Genomic DNA, 15,238 nt, shown 5'->3' on the forward strand with positions numbered 1-15,238 from the left:
AGGCCGGGCTCATCCCATAACCGCTGGCGGGCAGCAGGCGCCAGGCGCCGGAGCCGTCCAACTCCAGAACGTTGTCGTGAAACGCGGTGAGGGTGGGGCGGTGGCCCACACTGATGAAGGCGATGTTGCGCTCCGTCAACAGGTTGTAGAGGAGGCGTTCCGTTTTCACGTCCACCGCACTGGTGGCCTCGTCCAGCACCACGTAGCGGGGGGAATTGAGCAGCAGACGGGCAAAGGCCAGCCGTTGCTGTTCCCCCAGGGAGAGGAGCCGCGGCCAGTCCTGCTTCACGTTGAAATCCGGATAGCGCTGCACCAGAGTCCCCAGATTCACCAACTCCAGCACCGATCTCAGATGGTGGTCGGAAAACAGGGCCGGATCCGGCTGCTGGGGATAGCAAAGCTGTTCCCGCAGGGTGCCCAGGGTCATGTAGGGCTTCTGGGGAATGAACAACAGCTCCCCCGGCTGGGGAGATTCCACCGTCCCTTCCCTGGGACTCCACAGACCACTGACCATGCGCAGCAGGGAGGTTTTGCCACAGCCGGACGGCCCCACCACCAGGAGATGTTCATCATCGCCCACACTGAGGTTGAGATCTTCAATGAGGACGCGATTGGTCTGGGGTGTGGCCAGGGTGGCATGGCGCACCACCAGGCCATCCCCGCTGGGAAGCGCTTGTTGAGCCGTGCGGGACTCTTGTATTGCTTCCTCGATGTTGGTCTGGAAGCCGGCAAGACGGCCGATGGATACGGAGAAACGGATCAGGTCTTGGATATTGGCAATAATGAAGAAAAGGGAGCTTTCCACCAAGCTGAACGCCACGTTCGCCTGGGCAAAGCCGCCATAATCTATATCCCCACGCAAAATTGGTTCAATGAGAACTACATAGGGGATAAAATTGGACCCATAGACAGTTGAGCGTTGCATGACCTGGATAATGGTTTGCCAGATGATCAGCAGGTTAAGGTTCTTAATCACAATCCCAAGGCGGCGTTCCGTTTCCTCTTGCTCCTGCTGTTCACCACGGTAAAAAGCAATGGATTCGGCATTGTCACGCACATGGACCAGTCCGTAACGGAAGTCCGCCTCATAACGCACTTGATTGAAACTAATTTTGAACAGTTTCTGACTGGAAATAATCAGAATTGTGGAAGTGATAAAGGAATAGACAAATAAAGCCAGTGTCAAATCTTCACTGATGCTCCACAAAATGAGAATATTTAATAGAAATGTCAGAATGGAATCAAAAATATTTAATGTCAAGCTAAGCGCTTGTACTGTAAAGTCTCGCGTGTCATCTGAAATTCTCTGGTCTGGATTGTCAATATCCGTGGCTTGTTCGTCATTGGGATTAATCCGGTAATAAGCGCGATCCGTCATGTAGTCCGTGATCAGGCTTTTGGACAGCCATTCTCGCCAAAGAATTCCCAGTTTCGCGGTGAAAAAGAATTGAGATGTGCGGATAGGCAGCGCCACAATATAGCAGATGGCATAAACCCATAGATTCCTATAACTGTCCTCACGATTCGTAGCAATGAGCGAATTGGTGAGATCCCGGGCAATAAAGGTGATGCCCGCATTGATGCCGTTCACCGCCAGGAGCATGAAGATGATGACCCCCAACAACAACCAGGGCAGCCAGCGTCGTCGTCGCAGTTGCCGCCTCAGGGTAAAGAAGGACAGGCAGCCAACGAGAAACAGCCCACAGAACAGCGGGCCCCACCAGCTTGACCAGATGGTCTCCAACGTTCCTTCCACGCCACCCAGGTAGGTGTCCGTCAGTTGGGGAAGGATGCTGTGGACCCCAGCCATGATGGCTGTGAGAAAAAACAGCACCACACCGCCCACGCATAGGATCAGGGCCGCCAACAGGCCGAGAAACTGCCAGCCGTTGGTCTCCTCACGGGGAAGAAAGTAGGGCTGGGTCAGGCGGTGCAGCTTGCGGGTGAGCTTGAGGAAGTTACCGAACTGCTGACGCAACGACGTGATCAAGGGCATGGACAAGGACGCACGGGGATGGGGGTTGCCCCCACAGGGAGAGTCGATTGAGGAGGGCGTGGGGGAGCGCCGGCCTATCCCGGCGGCCAGGCGAGGGGGCGGCCCCCAATCACGTGGACGTGCAAGTGAAAAACGGTCTGACCGGCTTCGGCGCCGGTGTTGATGACCGTTCGCCACCCCTCCAGCTTTTCCTGGCGCGCCACCTGGGCCGCCTTCAGCAACAGGTGACCCAGCAAGGCAGCGGACCCCGCCGGTGCCGTGGCCAGGCTCTCGATGGGCTCCTTGGGAATGACCAGCACATGGACCGGTGCCTGGGGACTCACGTCCCGAAACGCCAGACACTGCTCGTCTTCATAGAGAATGTCTGCGGGAATCTCGCGGCGAATAATTTTGCTGAAGATGGTTTCAGCCACAGGACCAGGAGGGGGGAAGTCAAGCGCAGCTTAGCGGAGGCCTGCAGCGCGGGATTGCTGCACCAGCTCCTGCAACCGCTCCAGGCTGGTGAACCCCGGCACCAGGGTGTTGCCCACCACAAAGGCGGGTGTGCCCGTGATGCTGAGGGCACGGGCCAGTTGATCGGAGCGCTCCAGATGGGCGTCCACCTCCGGGGCGGTCATGTCGCGCCGCAGCTTCTCCACATCCAGGCCCAGTGTTCTGGCGGTGCTGACGACATTGGCTTCCGTGGCTTCACCGGGAAGATCCATCAAGGCCCGGTGGAAGGCTTGATACTGATCCTGTTGTTGCGCGGCAAGGGAGGCTCGGGCTGCAAACCGGCTCCCTTCCCCGAGGATGGGCCACTCCCGCAGCAGCACCCGAACCTGATCGTCCGCCTTCAGCAAGTCGTGGAGCACACGGCTGCTGCGCCGACAGTAGCCACAGTTGTAGTCAAAGAATTCCACAATGGTGACATCCCCCTCCGGGTTGCCCAGCACCGGCCCATGGGGTGGGTGCAACAGTGCGTCCCGGTGAGTGGCCAGGGCCGCCTGGGCTGCTTGGGCCTGCTGGGCCCGCTCACGCTCCTGCAGGATGGCCACCGCCTGGGTGACCACTTCGGGGTTGGCCCGAATGATCTCCAACACCAGTTCGGGCGATTCCCGCAGGGCATCCAGCGCCAGGCGTTTAATCTGCTGGTCCGTGTAGGGTTGCCCCAGGACGGGGCCGGGGGCCAGGCCCGCCACCAGGGCGGCAGATAGCAGAGCAGGCCACAAGACGCGCCGCTGGGAAGCCGTACGATGCACTGTAATGACGGCAGCAAAGAAGCCTCAGTTTAGGGGGCCGCATCCTCCCCCCGATCCCCGCAGTGTGGCGCGGGTGGTGGAGGGGCCGCATCCTCCCCCCAAGGCAGCCCCTGCGGTGGCGGGGTGTGGTCTGTTCGACAGGTGGCTTCCAGGCGCGGCAGGTCGAGACCACTGAGCAGTTCAGCGCTTGAGAGACGCTGCCGCCCCTCAAGGAGGCCGACGCTGGCGGCCAGGGCGCCCACAACCGCCGGAGCATCCCAGCCGGCTTGCCGCAGAGCCTGGACGCCACCTGCTCCTGTGCGCTTGGCCAGCCGTTGCCCATGTCGATTCCGCAACAGGGGACCATGCCAGTAGCGCGGTGGCGTTCCCCCCAGATCTTCCATCAGGGCTACCTGCACAGCCGTAGTGGGCAGCAGATCCGCACCGCGGAACACCTGGGTGATGCCCATGGCCATCTCGTCCACAGCGGTGGCCAGGTGATAGGCAACGAACCCGTCGGCCCTGCGCAGCACCACGTCCCCCACCATGGTGGGCAGCCAGCCCTCGGGTGCTGGTTGGAGCATCTCCGGCACACGGCAGTGACGGTTGGGTGCCCGCCAGCGCCAGCTTGGCAGCTTCCCCTGCCGTGGCCCCCAGTCCCGGCGGTTGCGGCAGGTGCCTGGGTACAAGGGGGTGACCCCATGGGGCGCGGAGACAGCAGCCAACATGCGGCGACTGCAGCGGCAGGGGAAGAGCAATCCACGACGCCGCAGAGCGGATAGGGCCTTGTGATAGCGCCAGCGGCGTCCGCTTTGGCGGTAAGGTCCGCAGGGTCCGCCGATGTCGGGACCCTCGTCCCAGTCGAGACCCAGCCAGCGTAGATCCCTAAGAATGGCGTCTTCTGCGCCGGGCTGGAGGCGAGGATGATCCAGATCATCAATCCTCAGCAGGAACGACCCACCTTGAAGGCGACAATGGAGCCAGGCCAGAAGCGCTGTGCGCAGATTGCCCAGGTGGAGCGGACCGCTGGGGGTGGGTGCAAAACGTCCCCGAATCAGTTGGCCTAGGCTCCTTCCTGCACCCGATCCTTGAACATCTTGCCGGGGGTGAAGGCGGGGACCCGCTTGGCCGGAATCTGAATCGGCTCGCCTGTCTTGGGATTCAGGCCTTGACGGGCTGATCGTTCCCGGGATTCAAAGGAGCCAAAGCCGAGGATCGACACCTTGTCCCCCGTGACAACGGAGTTGATGATGGTCTCGATGGCTGTCTCTACCACACGGGAAACATCTGCCCGCTTCAGGTCAGAATCAGAGAGGTCAGCAGTAACGCTGTTGACGAGGTCGGCTTTGTTCATTGAGGAGAAGAGAGGAAAGATGCGCTGAGCAGGGCAATGCCCAGCTGAGGCACGATCAATTTACGCTAAGAGATTCTGCCCCCAGAAGCAATCAAAAGCGCCCCCCAATGGGTAATTTTGCTAGCCGAGGGCATGGACCGCCGCTGTACCTTTCCTGGCGCCACTCACCACGGCAGGTTGGGACCGCGGCCCGCAGCCTGCAATGTCTCCAGGTTCAGTGCTGCCAAGGCGCTGGCGCCCTGGTCCACGAGTGCGGCCCCATGGAGGTGAACCAGACCCGTGCTGCAGGCAATCCGGCCAGGTTCATCGGGGCCAAGCCACTGGCGCAACCGGGCCAGGCTGGTGAGGAGGCGGTCCCAGTGGAAGGTGTGGGCCGTGCGCACCGGCGCCACGCGGCCATTGGGTTGCGGTTGCAGCAGGCGGCCACAGAAGAGCACGCTCCGACCACCACGCCAATGGAGACAGCAGGAGCCGGGTGTGGGGCCAGGGGTCCAGTAAAGCACCAGATCATGGCCCAATTCCTGCTCTTGACAAAACGTCTGCAGGGCCATGGTGGGCAGCAAATAGGCCTCCTGCTCCTGGATCCACACCTCCCAGTCCAGGCGTTGCGCCAGCCGCCGCAGCGCCCCGTGGGCGGTGCGATGGGTCACCACAATCCGACCGCCGTCCCCCTGGTCCGACAGCAGCGCCAGGTTGGCCTGAGTGATCTCCGGCACGTCCACCAGCACGGGTCCTGTGGGGGTGCGCAGCAGCCAGGCGACCGTGCCGCGGCTGTCCCGATTGGGGGCGAAAACCCAGAGGCCCTCGGCCGCCTCCTGGGGGGAACGTCCCGCTGGCAGGGAGTCGTCAGGGAACGGGTGCATGGACATGGTGGCAATACCGGAGTCGTGGACTTAGGGTTTGGCAGCGGCCCCGACCCAGTGTGACTTCGACTTGGCTTGGTCGTCCTGGCCCCCTTGGCGCGGAGGTTGGCGCCGATGGCGTCAATTTTGCGGTGGTGGCGCCCCAGGCAACCCACGTGGAGTTGCTGCTCTTTGACCAGGGCAGCAGCCCCGCCCCCAGCCGGATCATTCCCCTGGGACCAGCCCATCGCAGCGGTGACGTCTGGCATGTGTTCGTCAACGGCGTTGATGTTGGCTGCCGTTACGGATACAGGGTGTATGGCCCGGAAGCGGCAGGCTTCAATCCCGCCAAGGTGTTGCTGGATCCCTGTGCCCGGGCCGTGGATGGCTGGCGGGTGTATGAGCGCCAGGCCGGCCATGGCACACGGCCCAACCTGGACTGCTGTCTCAAGGGCGTGGTCACGGAGCGCCATCCCTTCGACTTCACGGCGGCGCCCCGGCCGCGGCGGCCATGGCGGGAGACGGTCATCTATGAACTCCATCCAGGGGGGTTCACCCGTGCCCGGGGGGCGCCAGTTTCCCCTGAGGAAAGGGGCACGCTGCTGGGGCTATGTCACCTGCTCCCCCACCTGAAGTCCCTAGGGGTCACCGCCATCGAACTGCTGCCCCTGCAGTGCTTTGATCCCGGCAGTGGGCCCCCAGGCCTCCACAACTACTGGGGCTATGCCCCCATCAACTGGTTTTCCCTGCATCCCGACTACATGGTGGGCCATGACCCCCTTCAGGCCCGCCAGCAGATGCGGGCATTCGTGACCGCCTGCCACCGGGAAAATCTGGAGGTTTTTGTGGACGTGGTCTACAACCATACTGCTGAGGGGGGAGACGATGGTCCCGCCATCAGTTGGAGAGGTTTCGGGGAGCAGCTTTATTACTTCTGCGATAGCAGTGGTTGCCATCAGGACGTGAGTGGCTGCGGCAACAGCATTGCCGCCAACCGTCCCCACGTGCAGCACCTAATCCTGGAGTCGCTGCGTTGCTGGGCCGTGGAGCTGGGGGTGGACGGCTTTCGCTTTGACCTTGCCGCGGCGTTGACCCGGGGGGACCACCTGGCCCCTTTGAAGGAGGCCCCCCTATTCAGGGCCATGGCCGCAGATCCCTTGCTGGCGGATCTCAAGTTGACCGGTGAGCCCTGGGACTGCGGGGGGCTGTACCGGCTTGCCGACTTTCCCGCCCAGGACTTCGGCGTGTGGAACGGCCGTTTCCGGGACGACGTGCGGCGCTTTTGGAAAGGGGATCAGAACACCTGCTGGAACATGCGCCAGCGGCTCAGCGGCAACCGGGATCTATTTGCCGCAGCCGACGTGCAGCCTGGCCGTTCCATCCACTTTGTCACTGCCCATGACGGCTTTACACTGCAAGACTTGGTGAGCTACACCTGCAAGCACAATCTCGCCAACGGCGAAAGCAATCGGGATGGGGACAGTCATAACAACTCCTGGAACTGCGGTGTTGAGGGACCTAGCAGTGATGACCGCGTTCAAACCCTGCGTCGCCGCCAGGTGCGTAACCTGATCACCTCCCTGTTGTTGGCACCGGGCGTTCCTCTCCTGTGGATGGGGGATGAGGTGAACCGCAGTCAGGGGGGCAACAACAACAGTTGGTGCCAGGACAACCTGGTGGGCTGGATGAGCTGGGATCATAACCCGGCCCAGCAGGCCATGGGGCGCTATGTGCGCCGCTTGCTGCGGCTGCGGGCGGCCCTGAGCAGTTGGCTAAATCCCTCCACCCTCATTCAGGAGCAGGCCGCAGCCACGCCGCTCCAGCCGTACCGCAGGTGGCACGGCCCCAAGCTCAACCGGCCGGATTACGGCGCCTGGTCCCACGCCTTGGCCTGGAGTGTGCATACAGCCACTGGGGATGTGGTCCTTTGGTGTGGCCTCAACGCATTTCACGAGTCCATTCTCTTTGAGCTGCCCAGGTGCCACAGTGGCTGGCGCCGTCTGATCAATACGGCGCTCCCGGCAGACGACGACCTGCCCCCATGCCCCCGTTCCTGGCCCCAGGACCGGATGCACCTGGAATCCCACAGCTTGGCGCTGATGGTGGCCAGTCGTCACTGCCCTCCCCCGCTGGAGGCTGATCCGGACTGATCATTTGCACCCCGGCGCCCCGTGACGGAGAAGCGGACAGGGGGAATCGAACCCCCATCATCAGCTTGGAAGGCTGAGGTTTTACCACTAAACTATGTCCGCTTATGGCGTGCTGCCCGTAGCAGCTTAATCCCTTGGGTGGAACCTTGGCAGTGGGGCGGCAGCTTCGTCTTTACCTGGCCTACGGCCTGGGGGATGCGGGCACAGGGTTGGCGGCCACCGTGCTGGGTTTTTACCTCTTCCCCTTCTTTACGGAAGTGGCGGGCCTCTCGGCAGGATTTGCAGGGGCCATGCTCATGGTTATCAAGGTGTGGGACGCCTTGAGTGATCCCCTGATCGGCTGGCTCAGCGACCGAACCCGCACCGCCTGGGGCGCCCGTCTGCCGTGGATTGCCGGGGCTGCCGTTCCCCTGGGATTCTGTTTTGCCGCCACCTGGTGGGTGCCCCCAGGCGCCCCCGGTCAGCGTCTGGCCTACTACAGCGTGATGGCGGTGTTGCTCATGACGGCCTATACCGCCATGAATCTCCCCTATGCCGCCCTGCCCAGCGAACTCTCCAGCAGCGCCAGTGTGCGCACCCATCTCAATGCGGCCCGCTTCACCGGATCCCTTATGGCTGGTTTCCTGGGGCTGGTGCTGGCCTTCTCCCTGGTGCCCCAGGGGGCAGTGGGGTACGAGCGGTTGGGGATTCTGGGGGGCGTCCTGATTGCCGGCTCCGGTCTGGTCTGCGCCGTGGGCCTCAGCCCCTTTGCCCACAGCGCCCTCAGGCCGGCTTCCCATTTGGACACCATCTGGGTGCAACTGCGGCGGACTGTCGCCAACGGACGCTTCCGCATGGTGCTGGGACTCTATCTGCTGCTCTGGTATGCCCTGCAACTGATGCAGACCGTCTCCCTGCTGTTCCTGCGGGTGGTGCTGCACCTGGGGGACGACTGGGCCCTGGCCATGCCCATGGTGTTTCAGGTGTCGGCCATGATGGGACTCTGGCTTTGGAGGCAGGTGGCCCAGCGGCGGGGGCGGATTCCGGCCCTGCGATGGGGGTTGACCCTCTGGGGTGTTGCCCTTGTCCTGGCCCTGGTGCTGCCCCCCTTCCCCGCCCAGATGGGCGCTGTCTGGCAGGGGTTGTTTCTGACCCTGCTGGTGCTCACCATCGTCCTTCTGGGGCTGGGGGGCGCCACGGCCTTCCTCATCCCCTGGTCTTTGCTCCCTGACGCCATTGATGCCGACCCCGATCACCCCGCCGGCTTCTACACGGCCTGGATGGTGCTGGTTCAGAAGCTGGGCATTGGCCTGGGCATCTTTGTCCTGGGCATCGTGCTGGAGTTGAGCGGCTATCTGGCCAGCCAAGGGACGGACCAGCCCGCCGGCGCCGTTGTCATGATTCGTCTGTGCATCAGCGTGGTGCCGGGAACCTTGCTGATCCTGGGCCTCATCGTGATGCGCCACTGGCCCCGGCGGAGCATGCAACAGATCTCCACCTTTCGATGACCATCCTGCTCACCAAGACATGTCTGACATGACAACGCCCCGATGGCTCAAACGTCTGGGCAGCAGCCTGTTGCTCAGCGGCCAAACCGTTGCCGCTCTGGCCTATGGTCACTGGGGCGGCAGTGAAACCCTGACCCAGATGCACATTGCCGGCCCCGACAGTTTTTTGGTGGTGCTGCTGGTGGGTGTTGCCGCTGGCACCGTGTTCAACGTGCAGGTGGCCTCGGAACTCACGGACCTGGGGGCTGGTGAAGCTGTTGGCGGCATGTTGGCCGTAGGGTTGGCTCGGGAAATTGCCCCGATCCTGTCGGCGGTGTTGATCACGGGCAAGGTGGCGACGGCCTATTCCGCAGAACTGGGCACCATGGCCGTCACCGAACAGGTGGACGCCATCAAGATGCTGCGGACGGATCCGGTGCAATACCTTGTTGTGCCGAGGGTGGTGGCATTGCTGGTGATGACGCCCCTGCAGACCCTGGCCTTCTTCATGGTGGGGATGGTGTCCGGCACCATCAGTTGTGCGGAATACTACGGAATTCCACCTGCGGTGTTCTGGCAGTCCGTGAGGGAATGGATGGACCCCACAGACGTGCCCGCCATGCTCTGTAAAGGGATCGTGTTTGGTCTGGTGATCGCGCTGATCGCCTGTGGCTGGGGGCTCTCCACCAGGGGAGGACCCAGGGAAGTGGGCACCAGCACCACCGGCGCCGTGGTCATGACCCTGGTGCTACTGGCGCTGGTCAACGTGGGGCTGACCCAGATCTTTTTCGGATGAGGGGACCGGCCTTTAGAGTGGTTTCCATCTTGACGATCAGGCTGAACCATGGATGCTGCGGAGACGGTGACGCTGGCGCCGGACCTACGGTTGCCTCTGGCCATCCTGCTGCTGGGTGCGCTGCTGTGCCTGCTGAACCTGGTGGCCGGTGGCGCCGTGGCCTTATTGGGCTTGGTGTTGTTCTTTCAAAGTGTGCGGCTGCACCTGGTGTTTGGCCCTGATGCGCTGGAGTTGCACAACGGAGCCGTGGTGCTGCGCCGCTTCCCCTACAAAAACTGGCGCAACTGGCGCCTGTTCTGGACGCCGTTCCCCGTTCTCCTCTACTTCCGTGAAGTGAACGGCATTCATTTCGTGCCGGTGATTATGGATGGGCAGAGGCTACGCCAACAACTGGAGCAGCGGCTTGGCCACGTGAACGTCGCCGCCAGTTCTGCTGACGCCCCCTGAATCCACCTCCATGACATCCAGCAACAGCGAGGCATCAACACCCCGGACTCCACCAGCAGCTTCCCCTGCGGCAGACGTGTTCCTGAGCGAGCTTTTGGAGCGACGGCAACGGTTGCTGACGGAGATCAACACCCTTGAGCAACGGCGTAACCGACTTCAGGAGGACATTCACCGCCACTTTGCCGGCACCTGCGACGAGTTGTCTCACCGCGTACGAGGGTTTCAGGAGTATCTGGTGGGGGCCTTGCAGGAGTTGAGTGACCGGGCCCAAGACCTGGAGCTGACCCCCCGGAAGGTGATGGTTCAGCCTTCGCCCCTGGATCAGCCCACCACAACAGCCCCCGGCCAGAGCACCAGCGCCGCCAGCCCCTTCCTGGCCGATGAACCCCTCATTGAGGACATGATCCGCGGCTTCCAGGACACGCCGGATTTCTATGGACCACCATGGCGGTTACGCCGCCACTTGGATGCCAGCCATGGGGCGCTGCTCAGTAACTGGTTGTTTCAGCAGCAGGGGCGGGGCGCACAGAACAGCCTGGGCAGTCGCAGCCGCAACGTGTTGCTGGGCGCGGCGGCCATTGCCGTTCTCACGGAGCTTTACGGGGAGGACCAGTTGCAAACCCTGGTGCTGGCCAGCACGCCGGAGCGCCTGGGACAGTGGCGACGGGGATTGCAGGACAGCCTGGGTCTGACGCGGGAGGATTTTGGCCCCGGTGCCAACGGCATCAGCCTGTTTGAACGACCGGATGCACTGATCGAGCGGGCTGACCGGCTGGAAAGCCAGGATGGCCTACCCTTGATTCTGGTTGACGCCGCCGAGCAGGTCATTGATATTCCCATCCTCCAGTTTCCCCTCTGGCTCGCCTTTGCTGCCGATGCCCACGAGTTGTCCATGGACAACCTCGACAGTGATCCCCTCTGATCCTTGAACTCTGAAGTATCCTGGCTCCTGTGCCTCTTGGCAGCCTACGGCCTGGGGAGCATTCCCGCCGGCTGGCTGGTGGTGAAAGGATTGCGTGGTGTGGATCTACGGCAGCAGGGCTCCGGCTCGACGGGGGCCACCAACGTGTTGCGGGTGGCGGGGCGGTGGCCGGCCCTGGCTGTTCTGCTGGTGGACGTGGGCAAGGGAACGGCGGCCATTCTGTTGGCTAAGGGCTGGGGCGCCACACCGTGGCAGCAGTTGGCGGTGGGGCTCTGTGCATTGGCTGGCCACAGTTGGCCCCTCTGGTTGGGGTTCCGTGGGGGCAAGGCGGTGGCCACGGGGCTGGGGGTGGTCCTTGGCCTTGCTCCTGTGGTGGCCCTGGCCTGCCTGGGCAGCTTTTTGCTGGTGCTGGCCAGTGTCCGCATGGTCTCGGTGGCCAGCCTGACTGCTGGCGGCCTGCTGCCCCTGCTGATGGTCTGGGGCACGGCGGGGTCTGCCGCCCGTCTCCCCTACACGCTGCTGGCCATGGCAGCCACGGTGCTGGTGGTCTGGCGCCACCGCGGCAACATCAAGCGCATCAGCATGGGTCAGGAACCTCGCCTTGGCCAGAAAGCTCCTTGAATCTTGGGCTCTGGTTTGGTGCTTACCCCAGTTCCCGGCAGCGGCGCTGGGCTGCAAGAACGGCGTCCATCAGCGCGGCGCGGAAGCTACGGCGCTCCAATTCGGCAACAGCGGCAATGCTGGTGCCGCCGGGGCTACAGACCGCCTCCTTGAGGGCGGATGGGGACCACTGCTCCTTCTGCAGCAGTGCAGTGCTACCAGCCACCATCACCTGGGCAACGGTGTTGGCCTGGGACCGGAGCAGACCCGCCGCAACACCCCCATCTGCCAGGGCTTCCATCATCACCGCCACCAGCGCGGGGCCTGATGCGGCCAGGGCCAGGAAAGCGTCCATCTGGGCCTCGCTCACCTGCTCCACTTGGCCGAGGACCGCAAACATGGCGGTTGCCAGTTCACGGTGCTGGGGGGACGCGCCGGCAGCCATGGCCAGGCCGGTCAGCCCGGCTCTGATGCGACAAGCAATGTTGGGTATGGCCCGTACACACGGGCGCTGAGGAAAGGCCGCTTGTAGTCGCCCCAGGGACACACCCGCCAGGATGGAAATCACCAGGCCCTGCCCTTCCTGGGGAGGGGGATCCAGGGCAGCGCGGGTCTCTAGCACCGTGGGCAACTGCTGAGGTTTGCAGGCCAGCACCAGGTGATCCGCCGTCAGTACCGGCCGCAGATCAATCCCCACTGCCACCCCGTCTTGCCGGTACAGGGCCGCGGCCCGGCCCTGGTCACGGACGCAGGCAACCACCTGTTCCCGTTGCAGACAGCCACTATCCAACCAGGGCCGCACCAAGGACTGGCCCATCTGACCGTAGCCCAGAATCCCCCACCTACCGTCCATGACCTGAACTGGAGTCTCTTGGCACACCACTCTCCTAGACGGTGGGAGGCAGACCACCCGAGAACGGCGCACCGTTCACCTCTGGCACGAAGGAGGACGGTTGGCTGTTATGACTGTTGTGGCTGTTGTAGGCAGGAGACTCGGGAGCGTTTGGCTGAGGTGGCTTCTGTGGCTTCACGGCTGATGGGGTCGGAGACGGCACTGGCTCGGAAGGCTCCGCCATGGTGACTTTGACGCAACTGGGAGCAAAAAGAAAAATGCCTTCCCCCAGCCGCTCCTGACTGCCGTCGGTGGCAAAGTTCCCACCCGAGACAAAATCTACGGCACGCTGGGCCTCCTCGGGATGCATCTGGGTCAAGTTAAGAATGATGGCTCGGCGCCCGCGTAAGGCTTGAATAGCCTGTGGCATCTCGTTAAAGCTCCGTGGCTTCATAAAAACCACCTCGGCCACCTCGCTGGAAATGCCTGGCATCCCAATGATGTTGTCCTGGGTGAAGGGCTCCTTATCGAGACCATGGACCATGTCCAAAGCATCATGGCCTGAACGGGCAGCACTGCTGGAGAACTCCTCAGGAAAATCCTCTCCTGCGGGGATCTCACCCCCCATTACCTTTTCATCGTAACCATAGGCAGGATCGTCTTCCGTGGTCTCACTGTCATCGCCAGAAAAGATAGAACGTATCATAGAGCGTATCATGCGAGGGAAGGACACTGCCGGAGAACCTCATCAAGGGGCAAAAGACAGACCGCAATCTACGTCCTAAGCCTAGTCGTAGATCTGCTTTTTTGCAAGCAAGCCCGGAGGTGGGCTCCCTGTCCCGGATGGCGGGCGTCAGCCGACCGGCGAGACTAGCCGGGCGCCAAAAATACCGCTGCCAATGCGCACAAGTGTACTGCCAGCGGCAATAGCTTGCGGCCAATCCCTGCTCATGCCCATGGAAAGCTGGTTAAAATCTCTGGCCACAGCTGGCGGCAAGCAGGCTCTCAATTGACAGGACAGGTGGCGGCACTCGGAGAAAAGACGGTGGAGTTGATCCGAGTCAAGCCCCAGGGGGGCCATGGTCATCAGCCCTCGCAACTTCAGGTGGGACAGGCGGACCAGTGTGGGCACGTGGCTGGTCAACTGCTCCGCAGAAAAGCCCACCTTGCCAGGATCTGGACGCAGCTTGACCTGGAGGAGCACCTGGGGGCAACACCCCTCCTCCCCGGCGATGCGATCCAGCCGCTGCGCCAGGCTGAGACGATCCAGGGAGTGAATCCAGGCAAAGGCCTTGGCCACGGCGCGCACCTTGTTAGCTTGCAGTTGGCCGATGAAGTGCCACTCCAGTTGGGGACAACGCTGCCTCAGGGCCGTGATCTTGGGCGCCGCTTCCTGAAGACGGCTTTCCCCGAAGCACCGCTGCCCTGCCGCATAGACCTGCTCAACGGCCTCCGCAGGCTGGCCCTTGCTCACCGCCAGCAGTGTCACTCCAGGGGGCAAACGGTGGCGAAGAGCCTCCAGATAACTGGCAACGGTCAAGTGGCCCATAATTTCACGAGACCACGCCATGCTCATCAGATAAAGGTTTTCTCAAAAATATCCTGCCAAGCCACAGCTGCGTCAGGGTCTGTACGGCGCGAGCGGCTGAGGTTTTGCTCAGCCAAGGCCCGGGCATCCATCAGGGGGATGGTCTGGAAAAGAACGTCCTGGTTTTGCAGGGTGACCAGGAAGAACATTCTCTGCGCATAGAGGCTGACATAGAGATCTCTGCTGTCTCCCGTTGGGCAGACCCAATAGAGCAACCCGAAGGTTGGATGATTGAGATAGCGTTCGGCAGCCACTGATGCGGAAATTTTATGGACTTACCGACTCATCCTAATGGTAAAGGGTGGCCTGGCCAACTGGCCTTAGGGTCTGCCCACTTGCCAGCGCAGCGCCACAAACAGCATCAGCAGCACCAGGGCACAGCCATTGGGCAGTCCCGCCGTGGGTGTCCTCGGTCGCAGCGTCAAGGGGGGCAACAACTGGCCGCCCCGGGCCATGAGGGCTTCCGCCCCCTGCTCGGAGCGCAGCAGCAGGTTGGCCAGTAGCCGCTCCCCCAGCCCTAACAGCAGGGCCATGCCCCCCTTGAAACCAAGCTGACGCAGGTGAAAGGAACGGGTGGCCACGGCCCGCAGCAAGTTCTGGAGTTCCTCCTGCACCAGCGGCAAGAAGCGCAGGGAGAGCAGGAGCATGAACCCCAGTTCCGTGGTGGGAATCCCCAGGCGCCGCAGGGGGCGCAAGATCCAGGCAAAGGCCCAGGCCAGGTCTTCCACCGGTGTGGAAATCAGCAGCAGGTTAGCGCTATGCACCAGAGTGAATAGCAGTGTCCCGGTGCGGAGCGCCAACTCCAGAGAGGCCCGATTGACCGCCAGGGGTCCCAGTTGCAGCGGCGGCCGGCCCACAGGTCCCCACTGCCAGAGTTGCCAGGGTTCCCCTGCTGCCGAGCGGGGTGCGTCCGCCGGCAGCAACCGCACCTCTTCCGCCGGGCGCTGGGGCGTCTGGGGCACGGTGGCGCCAGCGGGAATCACCAGAAAAATAGCCCCCATACCACAGGAGGCCGCCAGCAGCAGGGG

Annotated in this window: 17 protein-coding genes and 1 tRNA gene; 6 read left to right on the forward strand and 12 right to left on the reverse strand. The window is 62.7% G+C overall.

Features of this window, described 5'->3' with window-relative positions; translation table 11 throughout:
* From FLM9_RS07085 to FLM9_RS07110, 6 genes are all read right to left on the reverse strand, one after another.
* A partial coding sequence (locus FLM9_RS07085; protein WP_074457915.1) for an ABC transporter ATP-binding protein/permease occupies positions 1–1,996 on the reverse strand: 1,996 nt, incomplete at its 3' end.
* A gap of 74 nt (positions 1,997–2,070) precedes the next feature.
* On the reverse strand, positions 2,071–2,409 hold the full coding sequence (locus FLM9_RS07090) for a histidine triad nucleotide-binding protein (RefSeq protein WP_074457916.1): 339 nt from the start codon (positions 2,407–2,409) through the stop codon (positions 2,071–2,073).
* Between the two features lie 30 nt (positions 2,410–2,439).
* Positions 2,440–3,204: a DsbA family protein gene (locus FLM9_RS07095; protein WP_074457917.1), complete on the reverse strand. Its 765-nt coding sequence runs from the start codon at positions 3,202–3,204 to the stop codon at positions 2,440–2,442.
* 59 nt (positions 3,205–3,263) lie between these two features.
* On the reverse strand, positions 3,264–4,394 hold the full coding sequence (gene gluQRS, locus FLM9_RS07730) for a tRNA glutamyl-Q(34) synthetase GluQRS (RefSeq protein WP_081340270.1): 1,131 nt from the start codon (positions 4,392–4,394) through the stop codon (positions 3,264–3,266).
* The gene (locus FLM9_RS07105) at positions 4,277–4,567 is read right to left on the reverse strand and encodes an HU family DNA-binding protein (RefSeq protein ID WP_074457919.1); all 291 of its coding nucleotides are present in this window, start codon (positions 4,565–4,567) and stop codon (positions 4,277–4,279) included. Before FLM9_RS07105 ends, gluQRS begins: the two co-directional genes overlap by 118 nt.
* 164 nt (positions 4,568–4,731) lie before the next feature.
* Positions 4,732–5,436, reverse strand: coding sequence for an MBL fold metallo-hydrolase (locus tag FLM9_RS07110; RefSeq protein WP_074457920.1), 705 nt, complete (start codon positions 5,434–5,436; stop codon positions 4,732–4,734).
* 53 nt (positions 5,437–5,489) lie between these two features.
* On the opposite strand from FLM9_RS07110, the gene FLM9_RS07115 reads away from it, so the two are divergent.
* A complete protein-coding gene (locus FLM9_RS07115) occupies positions 5,490–7,559 on the forward strand; it encodes a glycogen debranching protein (protein WP_074457921.1) in 2,070 nt (689 codons plus the stop codon).
* Between the two features lie 31 nt (positions 7,560–7,590).
* On the opposite strand, the gene FLM9_RS07120 is transcribed toward FLM9_RS07115, so the two are convergent.
* Positions 7,591–7,661, reverse strand: a tRNA-Gly gene (locus FLM9_RS07120).
* A 32-nt stretch (positions 7,662–7,693) separates the two neighbouring features.
* On the opposite strand from FLM9_RS07120, the gene FLM9_RS07125 reads away from it, so the two are divergent.
* Genes FLM9_RS07125 through plsY form a run of 5 tightly spaced genes read left to right on the forward strand, consistent with a single transcriptional unit; the run spans position 7,694 to position 11,811 of the window.
* Positions 7,694–9,046 (forward strand): MFS transporter, encoded by a 1,353-nt coding sequence (locus FLM9_RS07125; protein ID WP_074457922.1) that lies wholly within the window; start codon positions 7,694–7,696, stop codon positions 9,044–9,046.
* Positions 9,047–9,074: 28 nt separating this feature from the next.
* A complete protein-coding gene (locus FLM9_RS07130) occupies positions 9,075–9,821 on the forward strand; it encodes an MlaE family ABC transporter permease (RefSeq protein ID WP_074457923.1) in 747 nt (248 codons plus the stop codon).
* 48 nt (positions 9,822–9,869) lie between these two features.
* The gene (locus tag FLM9_RS07135; protein WP_074457924.1) at positions 9,870–10,268 is read left to right on the forward strand and encodes a DUF3119 family protein; all 399 of its coding nucleotides are present in this window, start codon (positions 9,870–9,872) and stop codon (positions 10,266–10,268) included.
* A gap of 10 nt (positions 10,269–10,278) precedes the next feature.
* Positions 10,279–11,190 carry a DUF3086 domain-containing protein gene (locus FLM9_RS07140; protein WP_074457925.1) on the forward strand — a complete coding sequence of 304 codons (912 nt, stop codon included), beginning with the start codon at positions 10,279–10,281 and terminating at the stop codon, positions 11,188–11,190.
* Positions 11,191–11,193: 3 nt separating this feature from the next.
* Positions 11,194–11,811: a glycerol-3-phosphate 1-O-acyltransferase PlsY gene (gene plsY, locus FLM9_RS07145; protein ID WP_074457926.1), complete on the forward strand. Its 618-nt coding sequence runs from the start codon at positions 11,194–11,196 to the stop codon at positions 11,809–11,811.
* 22 nt (positions 11,812–11,833) lie between these two features.
* On the opposite strand, the gene proC is transcribed toward plsY, so the two are convergent.
* The 5 genes from proC to FLM9_RS07170 all read right to left on the reverse strand — a co-directional run.
* Complete coding sequence (proC, locus tag FLM9_RS07150) at positions 11,834–12,643, reverse strand: pyrroline-5-carboxylate reductase (protein ID WP_074457927.1); 810 nt, start codon at positions 12,641–12,643, stop codon at positions 11,834–11,836.
* Positions 12,644–12,677: 34 nt separating this feature from the next.
* Positions 12,678–13,328, reverse strand: a complete 651-nt coding sequence (locus FLM9_RS08825) for a cell division protein SepF (protein ID WP_074457928.1) — start codon at positions 13,326–13,328, stop codon at positions 12,678–12,680.
* Positions 13,329–13,475: 147 nt separating this feature from the next.
* Entirely contained in the window at positions 13,476–14,192 is a 717-nt protein-coding gene (locus FLM9_RS07160) for a YggS family pyridoxal phosphate-dependent enzyme (RefSeq protein ID WP_306806805.1), read from the reverse strand.
* Positions 14,193–14,197: 5 nt separating this feature from the next.
* A complete protein-coding gene (locus FLM9_RS07165; protein WP_074457929.1) occupies positions 14,198–14,464 on the reverse strand; it encodes a PII-interacting protein PipX family protein in 267 nt (88 codons plus the stop codon).
* Between the two features lie 66 nt (positions 14,465–14,530).
* On the reverse strand, positions 14,531–15,238 hold a 708-nt coding region (locus FLM9_RS07170), incomplete at its 5' end, for a CbiQ family ECF transporter T component (protein ID WP_102135505.1).

The sequence above is a fragment of the Candidatus Synechococcus spongiarum genome (genome assembly GCF_900047545.1).
In the GTDB taxonomy this organism is placed as follows: Bacteria; Cyanobacteriota; Cyanobacteriia; order PCC-6307; family Cyanobiaceae; genus Synechococcus_B; species Synechococcus_B spongiarum_C.

Bases quoted from the DNA above. Each gene is read 5' to 3' on its own strand.
- FLM9_RS07105 (WP_074457919.1), bottom strand. From the start codon at position 4,567: ATGAACAAAGCCGACCTCGTCAACAGCGTTACTGCTGACCTCTCTGAT.
- FLM9_RS07110 (WP_074457920.1), bottom strand. From the start codon at position 5,436: ATGTCCATGCACCCGTTCCCTGACGACTCCCTGCCAGCGGGACGTTCC.
- FLM9_RS07130 (WP_074457923.1), top strand. From the start codon at position 9,075: ATGACAACGCCCCGATGGCTCAAACGTCTGGGCAGCAGCCTGTTGCTC.
- FLM9_RS07135 (WP_074457924.1), top strand. From the start codon at position 9,870: ATGGATGCTGCGGAGACGGTGACGCTGGCGCCGGACCTACGGTTGCCT.
- FLM9_RS07140 (WP_074457925.1), top strand. From the start codon at position 10,279: ATGACATCCAGCAACAGCGAGGCATCAACACCCCGGACTCCACCAGCA.
- proC (WP_074457927.1), bottom strand. From the start codon at position 12,643: ATGGACGGTAGGTGGGGGATTCTGGGCTACGGTCAGATGGGCCAGTCC.
- FLM9_RS08825 (WP_074457928.1), bottom strand. From the start codon at position 13,328: ATGATACGTTCTATCTTTTCTGGCGATGACAGTGAGACCACGGAAGAC.
- FLM9_RS07160 (WP_306806805.1), bottom strand. From the start codon at position 14,192: ATGGCGTGGTCTCGTGAAATTATGGGCCACTTGACCGTTGCCAGTTAT.